The organism is Collinsella sp. An7, assembly GCF_002159335.1.
Lineage (GTDB): Bacteria > Actinomycetota > Coriobacteriia > Coriobacteriales > Coriobacteriaceae > Coprousia.
The window spans coordinates 213,738-237,823 of record NZ_NFHP01000004.1; the positions used below are offsets into that span (position 1 = coordinate 213,738).

Consider the following 24,086-nt stretch of genomic DNA (forward strand, 5'->3'; position numbering starts at 1 on the left):
CTTGCGCTGCGTGTCTCCGGCGTCGGGCAGTCCGGCGCCGGAGGCCGCCTAGCGCAGCACGAGGCGGATGAGCCGATCCTTCCAGCGGGCATAGGGCTGGTAGCGCATCGGCGGGTCCGCCCACAGGCTGCGCTTGAGGATGCTCTTCTCGTGGCTGAATGTGTCGAAGCTCTTCTTGCCGTGGTAGCTGCCCATGCCGGAGGCGCCCACGCCGCCGAAGCCCATCTCGCTCGTGGCGAGGTGCACGATGGTGTCGTTTATGCAGCCGCCGCCAAAGGGCACGTAGCGCAGTAACCGGTCCTCGAGCGCGCGGTCGCGCGTAAAGAGGTAGAGCGCGAGCGGCTTGGGCCGCGCCTTGATAAGTGCCTCCGCCTCCTCGACGCTACGGTAGGTGATGACGGGCAGGATGGGTCCAAAGATCTCCTCGCCCATGACGGCGTCCTCGGCGGTGACGCCGTCCATCACCGTGGGCTCGATCTGGAGCGTCTCTGAGCACGACCCGCCGCCCGTGACGACCTTGCTCGGGTCGATGAGGCCGAGAAGCCGGTCGAAGTGCTTGCGGTTGATGATCTTGCCCCAAGCGGGGTTCTCCAGCGGGCGCTCGCCAAACATCTTGTTGATCTGCCGCTCTACCTCGCTTAGAAAGGCATCGTGCACCCGCTCGTCTACGAGCACATAGTCCGGGGCAACGCAGGTCTGCCCGCAGTTGAGAAACTTGCCAAAGACCACGCGCGCCGCGGTGACGCGCAGGTCGGCGTCGGCGGCGACGATGCACGGGCTCTTGCCGCCAAGCTCAAGCGTGACGGGCGTGAGGTGCTCTGCGGCGCGCTGCATAACGAGACGCCCTACCGCAACGCTGCCGGTAAAGAAGATGTAGTCAAAACGCTGGTCGAGGAGCTCGGTGTTCTCGGCGCGGCCGCCCTCCACAACGGTGACGAGCTCGGGCGGCAGGCAGCTCTCCACAATCTGGCGGATGACCACGGAGGTGGCGGGCGCGTAGGCGCTCGGCTTGACGACGCAGGTGTTGCCGGCGGCAAGCGCGCCCACGAGCGGCTCCATGGTGAGCATGAAGGGGTAGTTCCACGGGCTCATGATGAGGACGACCCCGTACGGCTCGGCGATGGTGAAGCTCCGGCCGGGGAGGTTTGCGAGGTCTGTGCGCACACGGTGGCGGCGAGCCCAGCGGCCAACGTGGTGGAGCTGATAACGGAGTTCGGCGAGGGTGAGGCCGACCTCGCACATGTAGCCCTCGGTCGGCGTTTTACCGAGGTCCGCGTGGAGCGCCTCCTCGATGTCGCTCTTGTGCGCGCGGATGGCGCGGTCGAGTGCGGTGAGTGCGCTGCGGCGCGCGGCGAGGGGGATGGTCGCTCCGGATGCGGCGTAGGTGCGGCAGCGCTCGACCTTCTCGGCGATGGACGCGGGTGTGGTGGTCATGGGTCCTCCCGGGTTGGGGCGATACGCTAGGTAGGTACCCGCTGATCTGGCGTAGATACAGCCAGCGGGGAGGGCGAGGTACTGCGACACGTCAACTGCATATCGTTGGCTTGCGTGGAGCCCGGCCGACGGGTGCGGGCCACACAGGGAACCGAGCAACCGAGATCGTGGCGAATGTGTCGGTCAACCTGCGCGATGGCCTGTGGTGGGAAGCTGGACGTGCGCGGCGCGCCACCCGCCCGTGGTTCCAGATTTCCGTTGGGCGTTCGTTTCCATCCTGTTGCACGGTCGTTTCCGTTTTATGAGCTGACCCACTGTGCAGATGCCGACGCTACACTACTCTAGGCCGGTTTTGTACCGCATTGCGGCGCACGGACGGCCGATGGCCGACACCCAGGCGCTGCCCGGGGAGGCCGCAAGCAACGAGTGAAGGAGTATCTATGAGCTATACCCAGAGGGTCATCGACGAGCTGCGCGAGCGCTACGCCGACCAGCCGGAGTTCCTGCAGGCCGCCATCGAGGTGCTCGAGACCATCGAGCCCGCGGTGGAGGCGCACCCGGAGTTTGAGGAGCAGTCGCTGCTCGAGCGCCTCGTGGAGCCCGAGCGCGTCATCATGTTCCGTGTGCCGTGGGTCGACGATGCCGGCAAGGTGCAGGTCAACCGCGGTTATCGCGTGGAGTTCAACTCCGCGATCGGCCCCTACAAGGGCGGTCTGCGCTTTAACCCCACGGTCACCCTCGGCATGCTCAAGTTCCTCGGCTTTGAGCAGATTTTTAAGAACGCACTCACGACGCTCCCCATGGGCGGCGGCAAGGGCGGCAGCGACTTCGATCCCAAGGGCAAGTCCAACCGCGAGGTCATGGCGTTCTGCCAGTCGTTTATGACCGAGCTTTCGCGCCACATCGGTCCCAACACCGACGTCCCCGCCGGCGACCTCGGCGTGGGCGGCCGCGAGATCGGCTACCTCTTTGGTCAGTACAAGCGCCTGCGCGACGAGTGGTCGGGTGTGCTCACTGGTAAGGGCCTTTCTTTTGGCGGCTCGCTTGCCCGCACCGAGGCCACGGGCTACGGCCTTGTGTACTTTGTTGACGAGTACCTCAAGAGCCAGGGCGACTCTTTTGAGGGCAAGAAGGTCGTCGTGCACGGCTCCGGCAACGTAGCCATCTACGCGATCCAGAAGGTGGCGCAGCTCGGCGGCACGACCATCGCCTGCTCCGACACCAAGGGCTGGGTCGAGGACCCCGAGGGTATCGACTACCAGGTGCTCGAGCACATCTACAACAAGAAGCGCTCCGGCCACGACCAGGGCGTGAGCTTGGCGATGTACGTCGACGAGCGCCCCGGTGCCACCTGGCACCCCGGCGACGGTCGCGGCGTGTGGCAGCTCCCGTGCGACGTCGCGCTGCCCTGCGCTCGCGAGAACACGCTCATCCTCGAGGATGCCGAGGCGCTCGTGGCCCATGGCTGCAAGGTTGTGGGCGAGGGCGCCAACATGCCCACCACGCCCGATGCGACCGTCTACCTCCAGGAGCACGGCGTTGCCTTTATGCCGGGCAAGGCGGCCAACGCGGGCGGCGTGCTCGTGTCCGGCCTGGAGATGAGCCAGAACGCCGAGCACCTCTCTTGGACCTTTGAGGAGGTTGACGGCAAGCTCGAGAGCCTCATGCGCGGCATGTTCCACAACGTGGACGACACGGCACGCGCGTACGGTCATGAGGGGAACTTTGTCATGGGCGCTAACATCGCCGGCTTCCTCAAGGTTGCCGACGCTATGATGGCCCAGGGCGTGTGCTAACTGCCTGTCTGACGCTTTGGACGAATTTGGGGGCCCTTCGGGGCCCTCTTTTTGAGCGGTTTGTCGGGCGCGAAAGCTTTTAATCGGAGTTTTTACTAGATTCCGGCTCGATGCATCGACCTGCTGAGAGGCGAGCGCCCCGCGATTCGCTGTACGAGCCAGGACGCTGCCGCCGGGCGGGCCTATAATGAACGCCATTGCCCCATTCGCGTTGGGAGGAACCATGCCCAAAGAGATCGCGTCGATCGTGCTTGGCGTGCTGTCGATGATCGTATCGTTTGTGCCGATTATTCCGCTCCAGATCGTGGGCGCCGCGGTGGGTGTGTGGGGCTTTTTGATGGGGCGTCGCGCTCGTCGGGAAGACTATCGCCGCGACCTTCCTGCGACGATCGGCCAGATCTGCTCGGGCGTCGGCGTTTTTCTGTGCCTGCTCGCACCCGTGCTCGCTGTGGTGAGCAACATCGTCTTGCTGTTCATGCGTTAGGGGATGTTGGCCGAAGGGGACTGCGGACGTTTTCTGGTGCATCCCCGTCCTGCCGTTTGGATTCTGCTGCAGTTTGTCAAATAAGCGGGCCGACGCGTCGTTTGGATTGACGATTTGCGGCACTATTCGGCGCGCCATCTCAGTTCTGCTGCGGTTCGTCAAACAAGGGGCGCGCCGCCGCGCTACGATTGACCATCTGAAGCGCAATGCGCGGGCTCGCTTCTGTTGCGCTGCAGATCGTCAAAGGATTGGTTGGGGATGTGTTCCGTTTGACCCATTCCAACCGCGGCTCGTCACGCAAGGCGGCGTTTCGACCGGTTTAGGTAACAATCTGCGGCAACGATGAGGAGGCGGGACCGCGGTTGCCGCACTTTGTCACGCAAGACCGTCGAGGCACCCCCTTAGGTGCGAAACTGCGGCAACGGTGGTCGGGCTCTCTTGCTGTTGCCGCAGATGGTCACGTAAGGAAACGCTGGTGCATCGATCGACGTGCGTCCGTGGATGCCCGGGGCGCCCGGGAAGGGCTGGCATTCCGCACGATCGGTACAAAAGGGCAGGGGCTTTGTGATCGACCCTGGCGCCCGACCGCGCGCCGGGGCAACCGTTTACCGAGAGAACGGCCGCGCTCACGATGCGACAGCGGGTATCTGCAGAAGATGTGCGTAAGGTAGTACCTGCGACAGGCATGCGCTTACATTGGTTACGCAATGAGAGGGCGGCACGGGCAGGTGAGCCAGGGCCGTCCTGACGTGATACGAAAAGGAGCGCGCATGCAACCCGATACCCCAACATCCAAACGCAAGACGACAAGCGCGCCGGCAACCCGCACGCAGAGTGACTCCAAGGCGGAGAGCCGCAAGGCAACGCCCTCTGGTGACGAGGCAAAGACGGCCGCGAAAAAGTCCGTCAGCCCGAGCAAGGCCGCTGCCGCCAAGCCCGCAGCAGCCAAGCCCGCCGCCAAGCGGCGCACGGCGGCCAAGGCGCCAGCTGCATCCACAGCGTCGGCCGCAGCAAAGCCGGCTGCCGCAGCGCCCGGGCCGAAGGCATCGGCCCCGGCAAAACCGGCTGCAGCCAAGGCATCGGCCACAGCCAAGTCAGCCGCGGCACCCAAGCCCAAGGCCAAGGCATCGGCCACACCCAAGCCGGCCGTGGCGTCCAAGTCCAAGCCCGCCGTCCCGGCCGGTCCGGATCCGCACTTTGCCGAGCGTCTTACCCGTCATCACGACGAGCTCCGCTGGCTCTACATGGAGCTATACGACAATCCCGACATGTTCGGCGAGCTCGTTGAGCAGATGGGGCGCTTCTCCACCGAGCGCAGCGCGGCGCTACGCGACCTCGATGCCGAGCGTGAGGCCGAGGGCGCCTGGTACCGCAACCGAGATATGCTCGGTATGCAGATGTATATCGACAACTTTGCCGGAACCATCAAGGGCGTCGAGGAGAAGCTCGACTACCTCAAGCGCTGCAGCGTCAACTACATCCACCTCATGCCCTTCCTCGACACGCCGGCCGATAAGAGCCGCTCCGACGGCGGTTACGCGGTCAAGGACTTCCGGCGTGTCCGCCCCGATCTTGGCACCATGGACGACCTCGCGCATCTTGCTGCGACCTGCCACAAGCAGGGCATCAGTCTCTGCATGGACTTTGTGATGAACCACACCTCCGACGAGCACGAGTGGGCGCGCCGCGCTCGTGCCGGCGAGGGCGAGTACATGAGCCGCTATTTCTTTGAGGCAAACCCGGCGGTTATCGAGCAGTACACACGCGACGTGCCGCAGGTCTTTCCCACCACGGCGCCGGGTCACTTTACCTACCTGCCCGAGCTCGGCCAGTCGGTCATGACGCAGTTCTATCCCTACCAATGGGACCTCAACTACCGCAACCCGCGCGTCTTTAACGAGATGATGTACAACTTCCTCTACCTCGCCAACCGCGGGCTCGACATCATTCGCATCGACGCGGTGCCCTACATCTGGAAGCAGCTCGGCACCAACTGCCGAAACCTCCCACAGGTACACACCATCGTGCGCATGATGCGCATGATCGGCGAGATCGTCTGTCCGGGGATCGTGCTGTTGGGCGAAGTCGTGATGGAGCCCAAGGAGGTCGCTCCGTACTTTGGCACGCCCGAGAAGCCCGAGTGCCACATGCTCTACAACGTCACCACCATGGCGACCACGTGGCACACGGTGGCGACGCGCGACACGCGCCTGCTGCGTCGGCAGATGGACGCGGTCTGCAGCCTGCCACGCAGCTACACGTTCCTCAACTACCTGCGCTGCCACGACGACATCGGCTGGGGGCTCGATTACCCCACCCTCAAGTGTTGGGGCATGGAGGAGGTCCCGCACAAGCGCTACCTCAACGAGTACTTCCTCGGGCACGTGGAGGGCAGCGACAGCCGCGGCTCCCTCTACAACGCCGATCCGGTGACGGGCGACGCGCGCTTCTGCGGCACCACGGCCTCGATGTGCGGCGTGGAGGCCGCGGGCTTTGAGGGCGACGACGAGAAGATGGCGTGGGCGATCCAGAAGGACCTCATGCTCCACGCCTATATGCTCACGCAGTCGGGCCTGCCCATCATCTACAGCGGTGACGAGGTCGGGCAGGTAAACGACTACTCCTACCAGGACGATCCCGAGCGTGCGGAGGACTCGCGCTACATTCACCGCGGCAAGTTCCCCTGGAACCTCGTGGACGAGATTGACGACCCCGCGACCGTGTCGCACCGGATCTTTGAGTCGCTCTCCGACCTTGAAGATATTCGCCGCGAGGAGCAGGTCTTTAACGCAGATGCCGAGGTTGAGGTCGTGGACTACAGCGATCCAGCCATTCTTTGGATCGTGCGCCGTGCGGGCGGCGAGACGCTGCACGCGGTCTTTAACTTCAGCGACGAGCCGCGAACCATCTGGATGCCCGCCGTGCGCGAGTACACCGACCTCGTAACAGGCGTGACCGAAGGGGTCGAGACGGTGGACCTCCAGGGTTGGGACTTCATCTGGATGAAGGAGGCGTAGGAGTCCCGCAATGTGCTCGTTGGAGCACAGATCATCTTGAAAATCGGGCCGCGGCGAGGTCGAACACCGACCTCGCCCCGGCCCGGTTTGGATGCACCTGGATTGCAGAGGTGCAGGGATATTCCGCGTTTCACCGAAGGAACAAGGGGTGAATAAATCCCGGCACAGTACTCGTAGATGCATTAGATTAAAACTATGTATAATCTAGCAATAATATGCATAACAATGCATGAAAGAAGCAAACTCCTGCCTAGTGGCGGCGAGCAAGTCGCACGCATGGTCAAAATCCGGAGAAATCAACGATTCCTGAGAGCAGGACAACGGCCGAAGGGGTTGACTGAGACGCTGACGCAGTAAAACCGCAGGTGAAGTTATATGCAAAAGCAACGCACGCATGCCAAATCGTTGATTTCTCGAGATTTTGACCAAGCGAAGCCATGATACGCCTCGTGAGGGGTTTATGCCGGGGACGGCAAAGCCGGCCCCGGCGGCGCCGGGATCCACCACCCTCACAGCCGCGTCGCTCACCCCGCAACCGCGTCACCGTAGGCCGCCCGGCACGCCCGAGGGCCGGTGGGACCAACGCGCGGGGCTACCGCACAGGCGTGATGTCGGCAGATGTGCTCACGTTCCCCGCGTGCTCCCGGCGCCACGCCCGCGGCGAAACCCCGTGGACGGACTTGAACGCGCGCGAGAAATGCAACTGGTTGGGGTAGCCTACGGCCCGGCCGACCTCGGCCACCGAGAGCGCCGATAGCTTGAGCAGGTCCGCCGCCTTCTCCATGCGGTACCCGATCAAAAACTGCTGCGGCGAGACGCCCATGGTCTCTTTGAAAATCTTGCCAAAGTAGCTGCGGTTGAGCCCCACATGGCGTGCGATGTCTTCCACGCCGATATCGCTGCGGTAGCGCTCGGCGATAAAGGCGAGCGCGGCGTCGACGTAGTAGCCGTGGAGCTTACCGGCGGAGGCGGCACGATAGGGTTCGGCCGAGCGAACAAAGCCGTCGAGAAAGCGATAGGTCTCGGCCACGAGCACAAAGGGCGACGCGGCCCGTTTGGAGAGAAGCGACCGCATGGCGGCGAGCATGTCCGCGGCGGCCTCGGGGTCCTGTGCGCGGTAGACGGGCGCGGCGGGGGAGAGCCCGAGTCGGTCGAGCGTGCTTTTGACCTGCGTGCCGTCAAACTCGACCCAGATATACTCCCAGGGGTCGGCGAGGTCGGCCACGTAGGTGGTAATCTCGGTGGGGAAGATGAGAAAGCCCTCACCGGCCGAGATGGGGTGGTCGGTGCGCTCGCCGCTTCTGTTGACGGTGGTGTAGACCCCCGAGCCGGAGATCACGTAGTGAAAGAGGTAGTGGCTGCGCCGGGCCGGGCCAAAGGCGTGTCCAGGCGAGCAGACCTCGCGCCCGTACTGGTAGGGCATGAGGTCGGTGAAGACGCCGCCCTCAAAGGTCGAGAACTCGATTTCGTGTGGACGCATGGTTCCTCCCATGGTTCTTCTGACTGCTTCAAGAATATACCAATATGCAACAAAGGTCAAATAATGCTATAAATTACTGATATAGAAGAACCATAATGGTATATAGATTTTCGCATCAAGTTTATGTCTCGCATTATAGCATGAGCACACTTAAAGCCAGCATAATAGGGGTGAAACAAGAGCAGGGGGTTATAAACCGCTGCCGCCGCAAAACCGACCGTTTGGCGAAAAAGCAGCAGATGTAACCGTCTTGAAACACCATAAACTACCTGCGTAACCACAGAATATGATAATAAATATACCAAAACAACCGTCAAAGACAGCAAAATGGTAGGTGTTAGTATCACGAACAGATACGCTTTGCCTGTCGCACTGCAAAGCCAAACCCGCTATGGAAGGGGAAGATCAATGGCCGGTCTTACGCTCGAACACGTGGGCAAGAAGTACCCGAACGGGTATGAGGGGGTGAAAGATTTCAATCTCGACATCGCCGACAAGGAGTTCATCATCTTCGTCGGCCCGTCCGGCTGCGGTAAGTCCACCACGCTGCGCATGATCGCGGGCCTGGAGGACATCACCTCGGGCACCCTCAAGATCGACGGCAAGGTCGTCAACGACGTCGAACCCAAGGACCGCGACATCGCGATGGTCTTCCAGAACTACGCGCTCTACCCGCACATGACCGTCTACGACAACATGGCGTTCCCGCTCAAGCTCCGCAAGGTCGACGCCGCCGAGATCGACCGCATCGTGCACGAGACCGCGCGCATCCTCGACCTCGAGAAGCTCCTCGACCGCAAGCCCTCCGCGCTCTCCGGCGGCCAGCGCCAGCGCGTCGCCATGGGCCGTGCTATCGCGCGCCAGCCCAAGGTCTTCCTCATGGACGAGCCGCTCTCCAACCTCGACGCCAAGCTCCGCGTTCAGATGCGCGCCGAGATCTCCAAGCTGCACGACCGCCTGGGCGCCACGATCATCTACGTCACGCACGACCAGACCGAGGCCATGACGCTCGGCACGCGCATCGTTGTTATGAAGGACGGCGTCATGCAGCAGGTCGACACGCCCTCTAAGCTCTACTCTGAGCCGTGCAACCTCTTTGTTGCAGGCTTTATCGGCAGCCCCCAGATGAACTTCATCGACGCCACGGTGGGCGAGGCCGCGGGCAAGATCGTCCTCAACTTTGGCGGTAACACCGTGACCGTACCCGACTCCAAGGCCGAGGCCCTCAAGCCCTACGTGGGCAAGGTCGTCGTTGCCGGTATCCGCCCCGAGGACGTGGTGGAGGAGAACGAGTACGCCGAGGGCCGCAATCTCTCCGAGGCGATCGATGCCGCCGTTACGGTCTACGAGCTCTTGGGCTCCGAGGCCATGATCTACGGCGACGTGGACGGCGGGGCCATCTCGGCTCACATCTCTGCCGCCAACCCGGCGCGCACCGGCAGCCGCATCAAGGTCGCGTTCGATATGGACAAGCTCCACGTCTTTGACAAGGACACCGAGCTCGCCATCGTCCACTAGTCCGAGAGGAGCGCAACACATGCCCACCAAACCCATCACGCGGCGCTCAATGCTCGGCCTTTCTGCCGCAGCGCTCTCGTCGCTCATGTTCGCGGGGTGCGCAAGCGAGGGCGCAGACGGCGCGGTCGAGGTCGAGATCGTCTCGTACAAGCAGGAGGCCAAGTCGATCTTCGATCAGATCCAGGCGGACTTTAACAAGACGCACGACGACGTCAAGCTGAAGATCGACAGCCCGGCAGACGCCGTGACCATCATGAAGACGCGCTTTGTGCGCGAGAACTACCCCGATGTCATCGGCATCGGCGGCGACGGCGACTACGCGAGCTTCACCGACTCCGACATCCTCGCCAACGTGTCCGACTGCCCCGCGCTCGAGGAGGTCAAGCCGGCCTACACCGACATCCTCAAGAGCGTGACCTACATTCCCATGGAGGGCATCTACGGCGTGCCCTACGTGGCCAACGCCGCCGGCATGCTCTACAACAAGGACATGTTCGACGAGAAGGGATGGCCCATTCCCGAGACCTGGGATGAGCTCATGGACCTCTGCAAAGAGATCAAGGACGAGGGCCAGGTGGCGCCGTTCTACCTCGGCTACCTCGACACCTGGACGATCCTCTCCCCATGGAACTCCATCGCCGTCAACATGGTCCCCTCCGACCTTGCCCGTCAGGTAAACGCCGGCAAGGCCAAGTTCGCCGACTACTACGCCGGTCCCGCTCGCCGCATGCGCGAGATGCTCCAGTACAGCCAGACCTGCCTGCCCGGCGAGCCCGGCCCCTTTGCCGCGAGCTACAACGACGCCTGCACGAGCTTCGCCAACGGCAAGAGCGCCATGTACCCCTGCGGCAGCTTTGCCGTGCCGCAGATCCTCACTGGCAACCCCGACATCAACGTCGGCATGTTTGCCATGCCCTCGGCCGACAACCCGGCCGACCGCATCGTGGTTTCGGGCGTCGACCTGCAGTGGTGCGTCTCGGCCGCCTGCAAGCACAAGGACGCGGTCTACGAGGTCATCGCCTATCTCTCCGACCCTGATAACCTCCAGACCTACATCTCCGACCAGCGCGCCATCCCGTGCCTCGAGGGCAATTTCCAGCTCGACCCGCTCTTTGATGGCATCCAGGAGTTCCTGGACGATGGCCGGGTGCTCGACTACCTCGACCACTCCTACCAGAGCGCCATGGCCGTCGATGCGCAGCTGCAGACGATGCTCCTCGACAACCGTGATGACGACACCGCAATCGCCACCTTCCTCGAGAAATTCGACACCGACTGGCAGCGCTACAACCGCGATGTCATCCGCAAGGTCCAAGAATACGAGAGCCAGCAGTAAGGGGGATATGCCATGGCAAGTCTTGCAAGAGCAAAGAGCAAGATCGGCTCCGGCCGCATGAAGACGTTCTACGCGATTCTTATCCCGGTGCTCATCCTGTTTTGTGCGTTCAACACGTTCCCGCTGATCACGGGCGTGTTCTACAGTTTTACCAACTCCAAGGGCTACGGTGCCTTTGACATCGTGGGCATTCAGAACTACCTTGATCTCTTTAGCGACGCGCGCGTGGGAAACTCCTATCTCTTCACCTTTAAGGTGGCCGTCGTCGCCACGATCCTCACCAACGTGATCTCGCTCATCCTGGCTATCGCGCTGTCGAGCAAGATCAAGTTCAAGAGCGCGCTGCGCGGCCTTTACTTTGTGCCGCAGATCCTGGGCGCACTCGTCGTCGGCTACGTCTTTAGCTACCTCTTTACCTGGATCATCCCGGCGCTCACCGGCTCCGAGTCGATCCTGGCATCGCCCGAGCTCGCGTGGATCGCGATCGTGGTGGTGCTTGTGTGGCAGAGCTGCGCGCAGACCACGATCATCTACATCACCGGCCTCTCGTCGGTGCCCGAGGACGTCTACGAGGCGGCGAGCCTCGACGGCGCCACGGGCTGGAACAAGTTCCGCTACATCACCTTCCCGCTCATCATGCCGAGCGTGACCACCAACATGGTGCTCGTGATGAAGAACATGCTCATGGTGTTTGACCAGATCATCGCCATGACCTCCGGCGGCCCGTCGCAGTCGACCGAGTCCATCTCGTACCTCATCTACAACAACGGCCTGTCGGGCGGCCAGTTTGGCTTCCAGTGCGCGAACGCCGTGATCTTCTTCCTGCTGATCGCGGTCATCTCGATCGTGCAGACCAACTTCCTGAGCAGCAGAGAGGAGCAGCTCTAATGGCTAAAGACGCATTTGGGGCCAAGATTCGTGAGCGCGTCAACTGGCCCGTAACCGTGGCACTTATCCTCGTGGCGCTCATTGTCGTGGTGTTTCCGCTCTATATGACGGTGCGCATCGCCGTCTCCACCTCCATGCCCACCGGTCTCGAGATCTTCACCCTGCCCGAGCATTGGGACTTCGCGAACTTCGCCGAGGCCATGGAGGAGACGCAGTTCTTCAGCTCCTTCATGAACTCGCTCATCATCACGGTCGTGGCCGTGGTGGTTTCGATCCTCGTGCATTCGCTCGCGGCGTACGCCATCGGGCGCAACATGGACCGCAGGGCCTTTAAGTGGAGCTATCTCTTTATCATCGCCGGCATGTACGTGCCCTTCGCGATCCTCATGATGCCCCTCGTTAAGCAAACGGCCATCATGCACCTCGACAACATGGTCGGCGTCATGATTCTCTATGTTGTGTTCTACATGCCGATGAACGTGATGCTCTACACCGGCTACCTGCGCAACATCCCCGTTGCGCTCGAGGAGGCGGCGCGCGTGGACGGCGCCTCAACCTGGACGACGTTCTGGAAGGTGATCTTCCCGATCATGAAGCCCATGCACGCCACCGTGGCGATCCTGACGGGCCTCGCGGTCTGGAACGACGTCATGACCCCGCTCGTCATCATGGGCGGCTCGGGCGTCTACACCCTGCCGCTTGCGCAGATGAGCTTCCAGACGGCGTTTGGTACCGACTACCCGCTGGCCTTCGCCTCGTACCTCTTGGCGATGCTGCCGATGATCATCTTCTACATCTTTGCCCAGAAGCAGATCATCAACGGCGTGACCAACGGTGCTGTGAAGTAACCGTGCAGCTTGCGAGCTGATGAGAACCCGGGCCGGTTGTGCCTATAATGCAAGGCTGCGAGGTGGGGTGAGCGCCCTTTCTCGCAGCTTGCGCGCCATATTGGCGCTTGGCCTAGGACGCGCCGCGCCGGCCCGGTTTTGTTTCTGCCCCTCGATTCCCCTGTAACGGAGGACCCATGTCGATCGTTATCGATGAAGCGACGCTCACTTTTACCCTCAACACCCGCTCCGCGACCTACCAGATGGAGGTCGACCCCCACGGGTACCTGCTGCATCTCTATTACGGTACGCGCAGTAAGGGGAGGATGGACTACCTCATCACCTACGCAGACCGCAGCGGCATGTGCGCCACGCCCCACGACGTGCGCGACCGCACCTGGTCGCTCGACTGGCTCCCGCAGGAATTCCCCTTTGACGGCGCGGGCGACATGCGCTCGCCGCTTATCCGGGTGCGCGATGCGCGCGGCATCTACGGGTGCGATCTGCGCTACGTGCGCCATGAGGTGCGCGAGGGCAAGTACGCGCTGCCCGGCATGCCCGCCGTGTACGACGAGGGTCCCGCCGACGGGGCGCAGACGCTTTCGGTTACGCTCGCCGACCCCAGGATCGGGCTCGAGGTCGAGCTCCTCTACGGCGTCATGCCCGAGCTCGACGTGATCTGCCGCGCCGCCGTGGTGCGCAACGCGGGTGCGGAGCCCTTTACGGTCGACCGCCTGCAGACGGCCTGCCTCGACTTTACGCACGGCAACTTTGACGTCATCACCTTTAGCGGTCGCCACGCCATGGAGCGCCGGCTCGACCGCCATTATGCCGACCACGGGAGCTTCCGCGTGGGGAGCCGCCGCGGCATGTCGTCGGGGCAGTACAACCCGTTCATGATCCTCTGCGACCGCAATGCAACCGAGAACTCGGGCCGGGCCTGGTCGATGAGCTTTGTCTGGAGCGGTGGCTTTGACGCGGAGGCCGAGCGCTCGCAATACGCCGAGACCCGCATGCAGATGGGCCTTGCCGATGACCGGTTCTCGTACCCGCTCGCACCCGGCGAGGAGCTCATCGCCCCCGAGGTCATCATGACCTACTCCGCCACGGGCCTGGGCACCCTCTCGCAGAACCTCCACCGCTGCATCCGCACGCGCGTGGTGCGCGGCGAGTGGCGCGACCGTCCGCGCCCCGTCCTCCTCAACAGCTGGGAGGCGTACTACTTCGACTTTACGGGCGACAAGCTCGTCGAGCTCGCCGAGAAGGCGGCCGAGCTCGGTATCGAGATGCTCGTGATGGACGACGGCTGGTTTGGCGCACGCAGCGACGACTTCCGCGCGCTCGGCGACTGGTACGTCAACGAGGAGAAGCTCGGCGGCACCTTGCACGAGCTCGTGGAGCGCGTGAACGCCCTCGGCCTCAAGTTTGGCATCTGGGTGGAGCCCGAGATGGTCTCGGAGGACAGCAACCTCTATCGCACCCACCCCGACTGGGCGCTCGCCATCCCCGGCAAGGACCCGGTGCTCGGCCGCGACCAGCTCGTGCTCGACTTCTCGCGCAAGGAGGTCCGTGACAACATCTACGAGCAGCTCTGCGCGGTGTTCGATCAGGCAAATATCGACTACGTCAAGTGGGACTGCAATCGCAACATCGTCGACCTCTACTCCGCCACCGCTACCGACCAGGGGCGCGTTCTCTACGACTACACCCGTGGCCTCTACGATGTGCTCGAGCGGCTCGTCCAGCGCTATCCTCACATCCTCTTTGAGGGGTGCTCGGCGGGCGGCTGCCGCTTTGACGCGGGCATGCTCTACTACACGCCGCAGATCTGGACGAGCGACAACACCGACGCCGTCAACCGTCTGGCAATCCAGTACGGCACGTCGTTTGGCTACCCGGCGAGCACCATGGGCGCGCATGTCTCCGCTTGCCCCAACGAGATCAACTGGCGGACGACCCCCATCTCTGCCCGTGGCACCGTGGCTATGGCGGGCGGCGGCTTTGGCTACGAGCTCGACCTTCTGGACTTGCCCGAGCGCGCCTGCGAGCACATCAAGCAGCAGATCGCCCTCTACCACAAGATCGAGGGCGTGGTGCGCGAGGGCAGCTACTTCAGGCTGTCCGGCCCCGCAGACGAGGCCTGCGCCTGGGAGTTTGTGTCCGAAGACGGCAGCATGGCCGTGGTGGGCATGGTGCTTCTGCTCATCGAGGGTTACGGCGCGGCCCGCTACGTAACGCCCCGGGGCCTCACGCCGGGCGCCTTCTACCGCGAGCTCACCACGGGCGCGGTCTTTGCGGCCGACGCCCTCATGGACAGCGGTTTTCCGTTGCCGGTCAATGCCGAGCCGTACATGGGTCGCATCTACCGCTTCGAGCGTCTGTAGACGCTAGGGGGCGGGTGGCACCTTCGGCTCGTCCGATGTTTCCGGCCTGAGCGGACACACCGCGCGTCACCGGTGACAGGCCGATGACTCCCACGCGTCTGGCGTCTGGAGCCATCGGCCTCGGCATCGGCGTTAGGTAGGTTGTCGGGGCCGTCCGTGTTGCAAGAGGGGAGAGCGCATGCTCGACGACTACCGTCGCGCGCGCAAGCGCGGCATCAAGGAGTTTCAGTCCGACGTCCAGGCGGGCCGTTATCCGTATCCTCCGGCCCTCGACGATATCCTCAAAGGTCAGGGCTATCAGGGTGAGGTGCCCATCGGTACGACCGAGATCGACCTCCCGCTCATCGCGGGCACCCGCACGCGGGGGCGGCAGAACAGCTTCTCGTCGGGGTTCATGCCGCTTCAAGAGGCCGGCTCGGAGTTTGCGAGCAAGTGGAGCGACCTCATCGACTCGCAGCGCGCCGAGGGCATCCGCGAGCCCATCGTGGCCTACGAGTACCTGCAGCGCTTCTATGTGCAGGAGGGCAACAAGCGCGTGTCGGTTCTGCGCTACCTCGGCCAGCCGACCATCTACGCCAAGGTCACGCGCGTGGTGCCCATGCCCTCCGACTCCCAGGCCTACCGCGTCTACCAGGAGTTCATGCGCTTCTATAGCGCGGCCCCCATCTACGGCATCGTGTTTGACAACGAAGGCGACTACCTCAAGCTCGCGGCGCTCGTGGGTGAGGACCTCGACCACCCCTGGACCGACGAGCACGTGCGCGACCTCCGCTCGCTCTACGGTGTGTTTGCGCAGGCGTTTCGCAACCGCCACGGCGAGAACCTCGGCCTCTCGGAGGGTGCTGCCTTTCTCATCTTTCTCAAGGCGTACGGGTTCCCGGCGGTGGAGCGCGCCACGCCCGCCGAGATCGACGGCTATGTGGCGCGCGTGTGGGGCGAGTTTGTCGTGGCGCGCGACGGGGGCCACGTCACGTACCTCGAGGACCCCTCGGGCGGCCGGCCACACCTCTTTCCCGAGGTCAAGAACCTCTATCACGATGTGGTGCACCCCAAGCCCTTCAGCCTCGCCTTTGTGTACGAGCGCAACCCGCTCACCAACGGTTGGACGCTCTTGCACGAGAAGGGGCGCGTGCACCTCAAGGCGCGGCTCGGTGCGAGCGTGATGACGCGCGCCTACCCCGACTGCGCGGACGACGAGGCCTTTGACCATGCGGTCGACGATGCCCTCGCCGATGGGGCCGATCTGGTGGTCACCATCTCGCCCACGCAGATGCGCTCGTGCCTGCGTGGAGCGCTCGCCCATCCGGGTCGGCGCTTCATCAACTGCTCGGTGAGCCTCTCGCACAGTGCGGTGCGCACCTTTGCCTGCCGGACGTACGAGGCCAAGTTCTTGCTCGGCGCGCTTGCTGCGGCCATGGCCGAGAACCACCGCGTGGGCTATGTGGCCGAGACGCCGGTCTTTGGCATCGTGGCCGAGATCAACGCCTTTGCCATCGGCGCTCAGATGGTCGATCCGTACGCGACGGTCTATCTCAAGTGGTTCTCGGCCAAAGACTACGACTGGAAGCGCGAGCTCGCCGAGACGGACGTGCGCATCGTTTCGGCGCGCGACTACGTGAGCCCCAACGACCCAACCGAGCCGTGGGGTCTCTACCGCATCGGTGACGACGGTGTGGCGGAGCATCTGTCCGAGCCCGTGTGGGACTGGGGGCGCTACTACGAGCTCATCGTGCAGTCCATTCGCAACGACACTTGGGAGGAGGAGGGTCTTGCCCGGCGAGGCGAGGCGCTCAACTACTGGTGGGGGCTCTCGGCGGGCGTGATCGACGTCAAGCTCTCCGATGCCGTGCCCTACGGACAGCGGGTGCTCGTGGAGGGGATTCGGCAGTCGCTCCTCACGGGGCGCATCAATCCTTTTGCCGGCGAGCTCGTGAGCCAGGAGGGCGCCGTGCTGCACGAGAGCCCCGAGCGCCTCTCGAGCAAAGAGATCGTGCAAATGCGCTGGCTCAACTCCAACGTGGTGGGGCGCCTGCCCGAGCAGCGCGAGCTCTCGCGCGATGGCCTTGAGAAAGTCGAGGTGAGCGGCGTGATTCCGCTTGATCTGGAGCAGCTGCCGCACAAGGGAGCGCTCTCATGAAAATCCTCGCCGTCGCCGATGCCGAGGAGCGTTGGCTTACCGACCCCGAGGCCTGCCGTGAGCGGACGGGAGACGTGGACCTGATCGTATCGTGCGGCGACTTGCCGGCGCGCTACCTCGAGCACGTCGTGACTATCTACAACGAGCCGCTGGTGTATGTGTGGGGCAACCACGACAGCGCCTATCGCGATCACGCACCCGAGGGCTGCATGTCCCTTGAGGGGCGCATCCGCGAGGTGGCGGGCCTTCGCGTGATGGGGCTCGGCGGGAGCCTCCGGTACAACTCGAGCGTCTTCGGCTTCTCCGAGCGCGAGATGTACTGGCGGATGCTCAAGCTCGCGCTCACGGCCAAAGCCCGCGGCGGAATCGATCTGCTCATCACGCATGCGCCCGCCCGCGGCTACGGTGACCTCGACGACCTTCCGCACCAGGGGTTCGAGGCGTTCAACACCGCCCTGGAGATCCTCCGCCCGCGCTATCTGCTCCACGGGCACGTGCACCCCGAGTATGCGCGGATCCACCGCCTGATCGAACATCCCTCGGGCACCCAGATTATCAACTGCTGCGGTTATCAGATCCTCGAATGGTAGGGGAGGGCGTTGCCGCCCCCGGTACAAAGGGACAGGGGCTTTGTGCCGGCGAGCCAAGGGGGGTCAGACCGCTCGGGGGTATCGTCCGCGGCCCCGTCCCGCTCGGCGGGGAGAGGCGCTATCATGGCACGGGAACATCCTGTCCAGATGCCGTCCAAAGGAGGACCGCCATGAACGTGTTCGTCGCGCACTTTACCGCCGAGTGCAACGACCATGTGACCCACGACGCCGACCTCGGCGCCTTTAACATCCGCCACGGCGAGGAGGCGATCGACGCCCTGCGCGTCCGCGATATCTTTGAGGAGGCGGGCTTTGGGATCATCCCGAGCATCTACGCCGCGCTCCCGCCGGCGGGCGTGATCGCCGCGGACGCCTTTGCCACGATCGAGGGCGAGATCATCTCCGACCTTAAGGCGCATCTCGACGAGATCGACGGCATCTACCTTCAGCTCCACGGCGCGAGCGACGTGCGGGGGCTCGAGTGCGTCTCGGGCGAGCACGCGCTTCTCAAGCGCATCCGCGAGATCGTGGGCGAGCACATGCCCATCGCCGTGGCGCTCGACCCGCACGGCAACGTGACCGCCGAGCTCTGCAGCCGCGTGAACATCGTGCGCTGCTTCCGCGAGTCGCCGCACATCGACACCGTCGAGACCTGGCGCCTTGTGGCCGAGAAGCTCGTGGACCTCATGCTCCATCGCCGTCCGATGCACCCCGTGCTCCGCAAGCTCCCCATCGCGGTGGACGGCGAGCGCAGCATGTCGGCCTATGAGCCGCTCCGCACCATCAACGCGATGCTCGATGAGGCCGAGCAGGACCCGCGCGTGTTTTCGAGCTCCTATCACGTGGGCTACATGCGCCACGATGACGACAAGCTCGGCGCCGCCATCGTGGTGGTGCCCAACACCCCGGCCGACCGCGCCTGGTGCGAGGAGATTGCCGACCGCGTGGCCGCCTATACCTGGGAGCACCGCGACGAGTTCACCTTCTCGGGCAATTTTGCCGAACCGGCCGATGCCGTGCGCGACGCGGTGGCCTTTGCGGGCAAGACGGCCGTCATCACCGACTCGGGCGACAACTGCGGCGCCGGCGCTGCGGGGCATAACACCCAGATGCTTCGCGAGCTCCTCGCGGCCGACCTCAAGGGCAAGTCGGTCTTGGTAGCGGGCATTAACGACCCGGCAGCCAACGAGTACCTCGGCACTTGCAAGGAGGGCGAGCATGTTTCGTTTGACTTGGGGACGGGCGAGGACGTCTATGCCGAGCCGGTTCACATCGAGGGCACCCTCAAGGTTGCGGGCGACGCACAGGTGGGCTCGCGCAACGGCTGGCGCGTGGGGCCGAGCTACACGGTCTCCGTCGACGGCACGGGCGTAGACGTGATCGTGCTCAACCGGAACGTCCAGTACGGCACCATGGGGCAGTTTACCGCCGCGGGCGTGGAGTTCCACGACTACGACATCGTCGTGGTGAAGATGGGCTACCTCGACACGTTCCTCATCCCCGAGACCGCCTACCACACCATGGCGCTCTCCGGCGGAGCGACGGTCCAGCGCTGCGAGGACATCCAGATTCGCCGGATGTTCCGCCCGATGTGGCCGTTTGACGAGATGGACGAGCTCATGCTCATCGAGAGCTGCTAGGGTTGCTTGTCAAAAACGGGTCAGTTGGGGACGTGCCCGGTTTAACCCATTTTGGATGGGTTAAACCGGGCACGTCCCCAACTGACCTATTTGGTGTGGCGCGCGCTACGCGGCGGCGAGGCGCACGAGCTTGAGCACGAAGTCGACGGTGCCCACGTTGTAGCCCGCGCTCGCGTAGCGGCCGATGAGCCGCCCCGTGCGCACATCCACGAGGATCGCGAGCGGGAGCTTCTCGGGGTTTACGAACATACGGCGCGCGAGTCGCTCGGCATACGCATCAAAGTCGCAGGTCATAAGCTGCGCTGCGGGCAGCGCCTCGAGCGTGTGGCTGAGCGTCGGGTCGCGGCGCGCAATGTCCGCATCGCTTACGGCACACACGAGCGCAAGCCCCGCCTCTGCCACGCGGTCGGCGTGCTGGCGCAGCTCGTTGAGCAGGTGCTCGGTGGGCTCCTCCGCGGGCTCGAGCAGCGCCACGAGCGCAAAGGAGGCGCCGTGCGCGGTGGCTGCGGTATGCGCCGTGGTTGGCTCGCCGGCAGCGTCCTCGAGCGGGAAGTCGTCGAGCGGGATGTCGCAGAGCATGTCCACAGCCTTGGGCTCGCGGAACTCAAGTGCTACCATGCGCTCTGCGGCGGCATCGGCTATATCGAAGTCGAGCTCGCTTGCCAGCTGGTTGCCGTTGGGCAGGCGCACCGCGGTCGTGAGGCGGTAGCGCCCGGGGGTGACGTCCACAACGAGCTTTCCATCCGCAAACGCAGACCCCCACAGGTCGAGCATCTGGTACTCGCGGCAGGTGGCACCGCTCGGGGCAACGGCGCAGACCGCGGCGGCAAGGCCCCAATCCTGCTCGTAGATGGGCGACATGCCCTCCGGGCACGTGAGCACAAGGTGGGCGCGCGGCGTTGTGTCCACCGCCTCCGCGCGGCGGAACGCCCCTTCGGCAAAGAACTCGGGTGCGCGGTCCACCGGGTTCAGGCGTGCCGGGATGCCGAGCGTGCGGGCGATAGCCACAAAGAGCCCGCGCTGCGTGGAGGGATTGCCCTGGTGCGAGACGAGCGCTCCCACCGGTGAGGCCGCCAGGTGCATGAGCTGGCGTGCCGGGTCAAAGGTCACGTTCTCGCGAATGAAGGTCCAGATGCTGGCGGGGTCCTCGGCAAACGAGCGGCGCTGGTCCTCGTCGAGGAGGTCGAGCAGGCCCGTACGATACGGGGTGAGCTGCTCGATATCGGTGCGCGGGCTCAGCACGTAGCGACGGAAGAGGTCTGATGCCTCGGCCGCGTCAAGATCCTGCGCAAGAAGGGAGCGTTCCACTGCATCGCGGAGGGCCCGGGCGTGCTGCAGGTGGTCCTCGAGCACCGCGGCGCACAGGTCGCGGAAATCTTTGTCGGAAAGCGTGGAGACGAGCTCCAGGCGGTCGCGCGCGATATCCTCGGTGAGAAACGCCTCAAGTTCGGGGGCGTTGGCAAACGAGAGCGAGAAGATGCCCGCAAGGGTGCGGCCGTCCGGCAGCTCGACGGAGCAGCCCGCCTCCGCATAGCGTGTCGCCACGCGTTCGGCTGCCTCGTGCACTGCGGCGGCAAGGCCTTGGAGCCGCTCCACGCGCATACGGTCGGCCTCGGCCTTGCGCACGCGCCCCGCCGCCTGCTGCTCGGGCGTGAGCGACATCGAGGGGGCCGGATGGTCCGCCGGGGCGTCGAGGTCAAGCGCGCGCCAGGCGGTGGCGGGGAAGGCGGCATCATACGCCGCGAGCTGCAGGTGCACCTCGTGCACGGAAGCGGTGTCGATGATCGTGTCGGCCTCGCCCGTGGCCGTGCGCGCGTAGACGCGGAGCGACCCTGCGCCCACCTCGATCGCCGCGTGGCCGTCCTCATCGGTAACCAGGCGGGCGATGTCGCGCCAGCCGCCGGCGTTCATGATGGAGAGGTCCACGTCCACGCCCGCCGCGGGCGCGCCGGTGGCATCTGCCACCTCAACGGTTAGGGTGATTACGGGGGCATAGGAGGAGGTCACGTTGACGATGACCATGTCGCCCTCGCGCGTCAGGCGGGCGCGGTCGCGTTCAAAGTTAAAGCCAAAGTCGGCGTAGGTACGGGTCTGCACCGCCATGGCGCGGCCCGAGGCGGCGGTAAACCAACCCCGGTCGAGAGCCTCCTCGGGCTCACACGCCCCGAGGTAGTGCCAACTGCCGTCTACCTGGGCCTCAACCCAGGCGTGGTTGTCGTCGCAGTGCGCCCACCACGGCACGTAGAGCTGGCGCGCCGGGATGCCGATGGAGCGGAGCGCCGTGACGAGGAAGGTGGACTCCTCTCCGCAGCGGCCGTCACCCGAGGCGAGCACCCCGAGCGGACCGAGCGTACGGCCGTCGGACGCCTGGTAGGTGGCGTGCTCGGCGCACCAGTAGTTTGTCTCGATCACGGCCTCCGCGGCGCTCTTGCCCCGCATGCGCTCGACGAGCTCACGCCAGAAGACGGGGCGGCAATCGGTGACGGGTTCGGTGTTGATGCGCGGATAGGCCACAAAGTGCACAAAGGTGGGTTCGTCGAGGGCGGCGCACCAGGGCATCTCGCGGCGCAGCATGAGGGCGTGGCGGGCAAACGAGGCGAGGAGCGCAGGCTCGGTGTCAAACACGTCGGACAGGGGGAGCGTGGCGCAGAAGAAGCGGACGAGCAGGGCCTCATCGGCTTCGAGGGCGGCGAGCTCCGCCTCGATGTGCGGCATGACGGGCGCGAGCTCGCTGGCACGCGCGGCGAGGTGCTCGTCGGTGTAGCGTGCGAGCGTGGTGGAGAGCAAGGGTTCAGAAGCGGTCATGGCGTTTCCATCTAGCAGGAGGTTTGCGGTAGTGCACGGTGACGCGGGCCTGTTCCAACGGGACGCGGCGCCCGTGCGCAGCGAAGCGCGGGCACGGCGCACGGCCTGCGCTCCAGAGACCCAGAGGCGCGGCCCAAGCAGCCCCGCGCGCAGCGGTCCTTAGGCAACCGTTACGGCAAGGACGGTGTCCACCGGGTCGGGGAGGACGGGTGAGGGGCCGAGGTCGGCAAAGGCGATATCGGGGTAGTCGCTGTGGATCCAGCTCGTGGAGAGGGGCACCTCGGTGCCGTCCGAGACGCGGCGGATGCGCGCGATGCGCTCCTTGGGAAAGCCCATGAGCGGCACGGGGCCAAAGAACCCCTCAAAGAGGTGCACGTAGTAGGTGTCACCCTTGCGGGTGAGGCGCCCGACCTCGGGGCGCTCGGCGTCGATAGGGCCGTCCGCCGCCGGGCCGCAGCCGTAGATGCTCTCGCCGTTGCGGTCCATCCAGTCGCCGATCGCGGCGAGGATCTCCTCGCTCTGGCGGGGGAAGCGCCCGCGCGCGTCGGGCCCCACGTTCAGGATGAGGTTGCCGCCCTTAGAGACGCACTCCACGAGTTTGCGGATGATGAGGTCGGCCGGCTTGTAGTTGGTGTCGGTGGCGACGTAGCCCCAGTTGTCGTTCATGGTGATGCAGGCCTCCCAGGCAAGGGGTCGTCCCTCGGCGTCAAAGAGTCCCGCGGGCGGGATGATCCGCTCGGGTGTCACAAAGTCGCCGTGGAAGGGCGTGGGCTCGCAGGCCGCGAGCGACCCCATGCCCTCGCCGCTCACCTCAAGACGGTTGTTGAGGATGATGCCCGGCTGAAGGGTGCGCACCATGTCGGCAAGCTCGGTGGCGCGCCATTTCTCGCCCGTCATATCGTCGTAGGAGAAGTCGAACCACATGAGGTCGAGCTTGCCGTAGCGCTCGCAGAGCTCGCGCACCTGCGCGTGCATGTAGTCGAGGTAGCGGCTAAAAATGCGCCCCTCGTTGGAGCCGGCCACCGGGTCGCGGCGCAGCGGCGCCTGACGGTCGCCGTACTGCGGAAAGTCGGGGTGGTGCCAGTCGATGAGCGAGTAGTAGAGGCCCACGCGGATGCCCTCGGCGCGGAACGCCTCCAAAAAGTCGGCCACGATGTCGCGCCCATAGGGGGTGTTGGTGCTCTTGAAGTCGGTCGTGTCGGTGTCGTAGAGGCAAAAGCCGTCGTGGTGCTTGGCGGTGAGGACGGCGTAGCGCATGCCGGCCCGCTTGGCGCTCCGGGCCCAGGCGCGCATGTCGAGGTCCTTGGGGTTGAACTCGTCAAAGTAGGGGAGGTAGCGCTCCTCGGGCATCTCCTCGGTGCTGCGCAGCCACTCGCCGCGCGCCGGGATGGCGTAGAGGCCAAAGTGGATGAACATGCCAAAGCGGTCGTGGAGGTACCAGCGCATGCGCTCGTTGTAGCGGTCGCGGTCGAAGCGGTACATCGTCTGTCTCCTTGGGTCGTGGGACTGGCTTACGCGGGTGTGCCCGGCGCACGTTCACCGGCTCGATTGCTACCCTTCGCCGAGCCGGGCGGTCGGGCCGGAGCCCATGGTACTATAGCTATCACTATTGTGGTCGGCGAACGTCTGTCGAACGTTTCGAACGTGTACTTAACGTTTGTTAAACGGTTGTAACGTGCGGGGTGCGCCTGGTGCATGGTCTACCTACGCTCCGTATCATCGACAGCGACGCCGACGCTGTGCGGTATCA

General features: G+C 64.5%; 14 protein-coding genes and 1 pseudogene. 11 read left to right on the forward strand and 4 right to left on the reverse strand.

Going from position 1 to position 24,086, the window contains the following annotated elements:
* Positions 1-48 precede the first annotated feature (48 nt).
* Positions 49-1,524 (reverse strand): aldehyde dehydrogenase, encoded by a 1,476-nt coding sequence (locus tag B5G20_RS06440; protein ID WP_255376991.1) that lies wholly within the window; start codon positions 1,522-1,524, stop codon positions 49-51.
* A 350-nt stretch (positions 1,525-1,874) separates the two neighbouring features.
* Here B5G20_RS06440 and gdhA point away from each other — a divergent pair, with 350 nt between their 5' ends.
* The 3 genes from gdhA to B5G20_RS06455 all read left to right on the forward strand — a co-directional run bounded on the left by gdhA (position 1,875) and on the right by B5G20_RS06455 (position 6,731).
* Positions 1,875-3,230: an NADP-specific glutamate dehydrogenase gene (gene gdhA, locus B5G20_RS06445; protein ID WP_087355968.1), complete on the forward strand. Its 1,356-nt coding sequence runs from the start codon at positions 1,875-1,877 to the stop codon at positions 3,228-3,230.
* Between the two features lie 223 nt (positions 3,231-3,453).
* The gene (locus B5G20_RS06450) at positions 3,454-3,714 is read left to right on the forward strand and encodes a hypothetical protein (RefSeq protein WP_087355970.1); all 261 of its coding nucleotides are present in this window, start codon (positions 3,454-3,456) and stop codon (positions 3,712-3,714) included.
* Positions 3,715-4,484: 770 nt separating this feature from the next.
* The gene (locus B5G20_RS06455; protein ID WP_239286906.1) at positions 4,485-6,731 is read left to right on the forward strand and encodes an amylosucrase; all 2,247 of its coding nucleotides are present in this window, start codon (positions 4,485-4,487) and stop codon (positions 6,729-6,731) included.
* Between the two features lie 592 nt (positions 6,732-7,323).
* Here the strand turns inward: B5G20_RS06455 and B5G20_RS06460 are convergent.
* Positions 7,324-8,211, reverse strand: coding sequence for an AraC family transcriptional regulator (locus tag B5G20_RS06460; protein ID WP_087355972.1), 888 nt, complete (start codon positions 8,209-8,211; stop codon positions 7,324-7,326).
* A 408-nt stretch (positions 8,212-8,619) separates the two neighbouring features.
* Here B5G20_RS06460 and ugpC point away from each other — a divergent pair, with 408 nt between their 5' ends.
* From ugpC to B5G20_RS06500, 8 genes are all read left to right on the forward strand, one after another.
* The gene (ugpC, locus tag B5G20_RS06465; protein WP_087355974.1) at positions 8,620-9,729 is read left to right on the forward strand and encodes a sn-glycerol-3-phosphate ABC transporter ATP-binding protein UgpC; all 1,110 of its coding nucleotides are present in this window, start codon (positions 8,620-8,622) and stop codon (positions 9,727-9,729) included.
* 19 nt (positions 9,730-9,748) lie between these two features.
* Positions 9,749-11,065 (forward strand): extracellular solute-binding protein, encoded by a 1,317-nt coding sequence (locus tag B5G20_RS06470; protein ID WP_087355976.1) that lies wholly within the window; start codon positions 9,749-9,751, stop codon positions 11,063-11,065.
* A 12-nt stretch (positions 11,066-11,077) separates the two neighbouring features.
* A complete protein-coding gene (locus tag B5G20_RS06475; protein ID WP_087355978.1) occupies positions 11,078-11,953 on the forward strand; it encodes a sugar ABC transporter permease in 876 nt (291 codons plus the stop codon).
* Positions 11,953-12,801 (forward strand): carbohydrate ABC transporter permease, encoded by an 849-nt coding sequence (locus B5G20_RS06480; protein ID WP_087355980.1) that lies wholly within the window; start codon positions 11,953-11,955, stop codon positions 12,799-12,801. The genes B5G20_RS06475 and B5G20_RS06480 overlap by 1 nt, the downstream gene beginning before the upstream one ends.
* A 176-nt stretch (positions 12,802-12,977) precedes the next feature.
* Positions 12,978-15,164: an alpha-galactosidase gene (locus B5G20_RS06485; RefSeq protein ID WP_087355982.1), complete on the forward strand. Its 2,187-nt coding sequence runs from the start codon at positions 12,978-12,980 to the stop codon at positions 15,162-15,164.
* 178 nt (positions 15,165-15,342) lie between these two features.
* Positions 15,343-17,301, forward strand: a complete 1,959-nt coding sequence (locus B5G20_RS06490; RefSeq protein ID WP_087355984.1) for a BMP family ABC transporter substrate-binding protein — start codon at positions 15,343-15,345, stop codon at positions 17,299-17,301.
* A complete protein-coding gene (locus B5G20_RS06495) occupies positions 17,298-17,891 on the forward strand; it encodes a metallophosphoesterase family protein (RefSeq protein ID WP_087355986.1) in 594 nt (197 codons plus the stop codon). Before B5G20_RS06490 ends, B5G20_RS06495 begins: the two co-directional genes overlap by 4 nt.
* A 170-nt stretch (positions 17,892-18,061) precedes the next feature.
* A complete protein-coding gene (locus B5G20_RS06500; RefSeq protein ID WP_087355987.1) occupies positions 18,062-19,531 on the forward strand; it encodes a M81 family metallopeptidase in 1,470 nt (489 codons plus the stop codon).
* Positions 19,532-19,636: 105 nt separating this feature from the next.
* Here the strand turns inward: B5G20_RS06500 and B5G20_RS06505 are convergent, their stop codons facing one another.
* Positions 19,637-22,336 (reverse strand): transglutaminase domain-containing protein, encoded by a 2,700-nt coding sequence (locus tag B5G20_RS06505; RefSeq protein WP_087355989.1) that lies wholly within the window; start codon positions 22,334-22,336, stop codon positions 19,637-19,639.
* A 159-nt stretch (positions 22,337-22,495) separates the two neighbouring features.
* Positions 22,496-23,830, reverse strand: a pseudogene (locus B5G20_RS06510) (alpha-L-fucosidase); the annotation flags it as partial.
* Positions 23,831-24,086 lie beyond the last annotated feature (256 nt).

Coding starts and splice junctions, on each gene's coding strand:
- B5G20_RS06480 (WP_087355980.1), top strand. CDS start 11,953: ATGGCTAAAGACGCATTTGGGGCCAAGATTCGTGAGCGCGTCAACTGG.
- gdhA (WP_087355968.1), top strand. CDS start 1,875: ATGAGCTATACCCAGAGGGTCATCGACGAGCTGCGCGAGCGCTACGCC.
- B5G20_RS06505 (WP_087355989.1), bottom strand. CDS start 22,336: ATGACCGCTTCTGAACCCTTGCTCTCCACCACGCTCGCACGCTACACC.
- ugpC (WP_087355974.1), top strand. CDS start 8,620: ATGGCCGGTCTTACGCTCGAACACGTGGGCAAGAAGTACCCGAACGGG.
- B5G20_RS06500 (WP_087355987.1), top strand. CDS start 18,062: ATGAACGTGTTCGTCGCGCACTTTACCGCCGAGTGCAACGACCATGTG.
- B5G20_RS06470 (WP_087355976.1), top strand. CDS start 9,749: ATGCCCACCAAACCCATCACGCGGCGCTCAATGCTCGGCCTTTCTGCC.
- B5G20_RS06495 (WP_087355986.1), top strand. CDS start 17,298: ATGAAAATCCTCGCCGTCGCCGATGCCGAGGAGCGTTGGCTTACCGAC.
- B5G20_RS06460 (WP_087355972.1), bottom strand. CDS start 8,211: ATGCGTCCACACGAAATCGAGTTCTCGACCTTTGAGGGCGGCGTCTTC.
- B5G20_RS06455 (WP_239286906.1), top strand. CDS start 4,485: ATGCAACCCGATACCCCAACATCCAAACGCAAGACGACAAGCGCGCCG.
- B5G20_RS06490 (WP_087355984.1), top strand. CDS start 15,343: ATGCTCGACGACTACCGTCGCGCGCGCAAGCGCGGCATCAAGGAGTTT.
- B5G20_RS06475 (WP_087355978.1), top strand. CDS start 11,078: ATGGCAAGTCTTGCAAGAGCAAAGAGCAAGATCGGCTCCGGCCGCATG.
- B5G20_RS06485 (WP_087355982.1), top strand. CDS start 12,978: ATGTCGATCGTTATCGATGAAGCGACGCTCACTTTTACCCTCAACACC.
- B5G20_RS06450 (WP_087355970.1), top strand. CDS start 3,454: ATGCCCAAAGAGATCGCGTCGATCGTGCTTGGCGTGCTGTCGATGATC.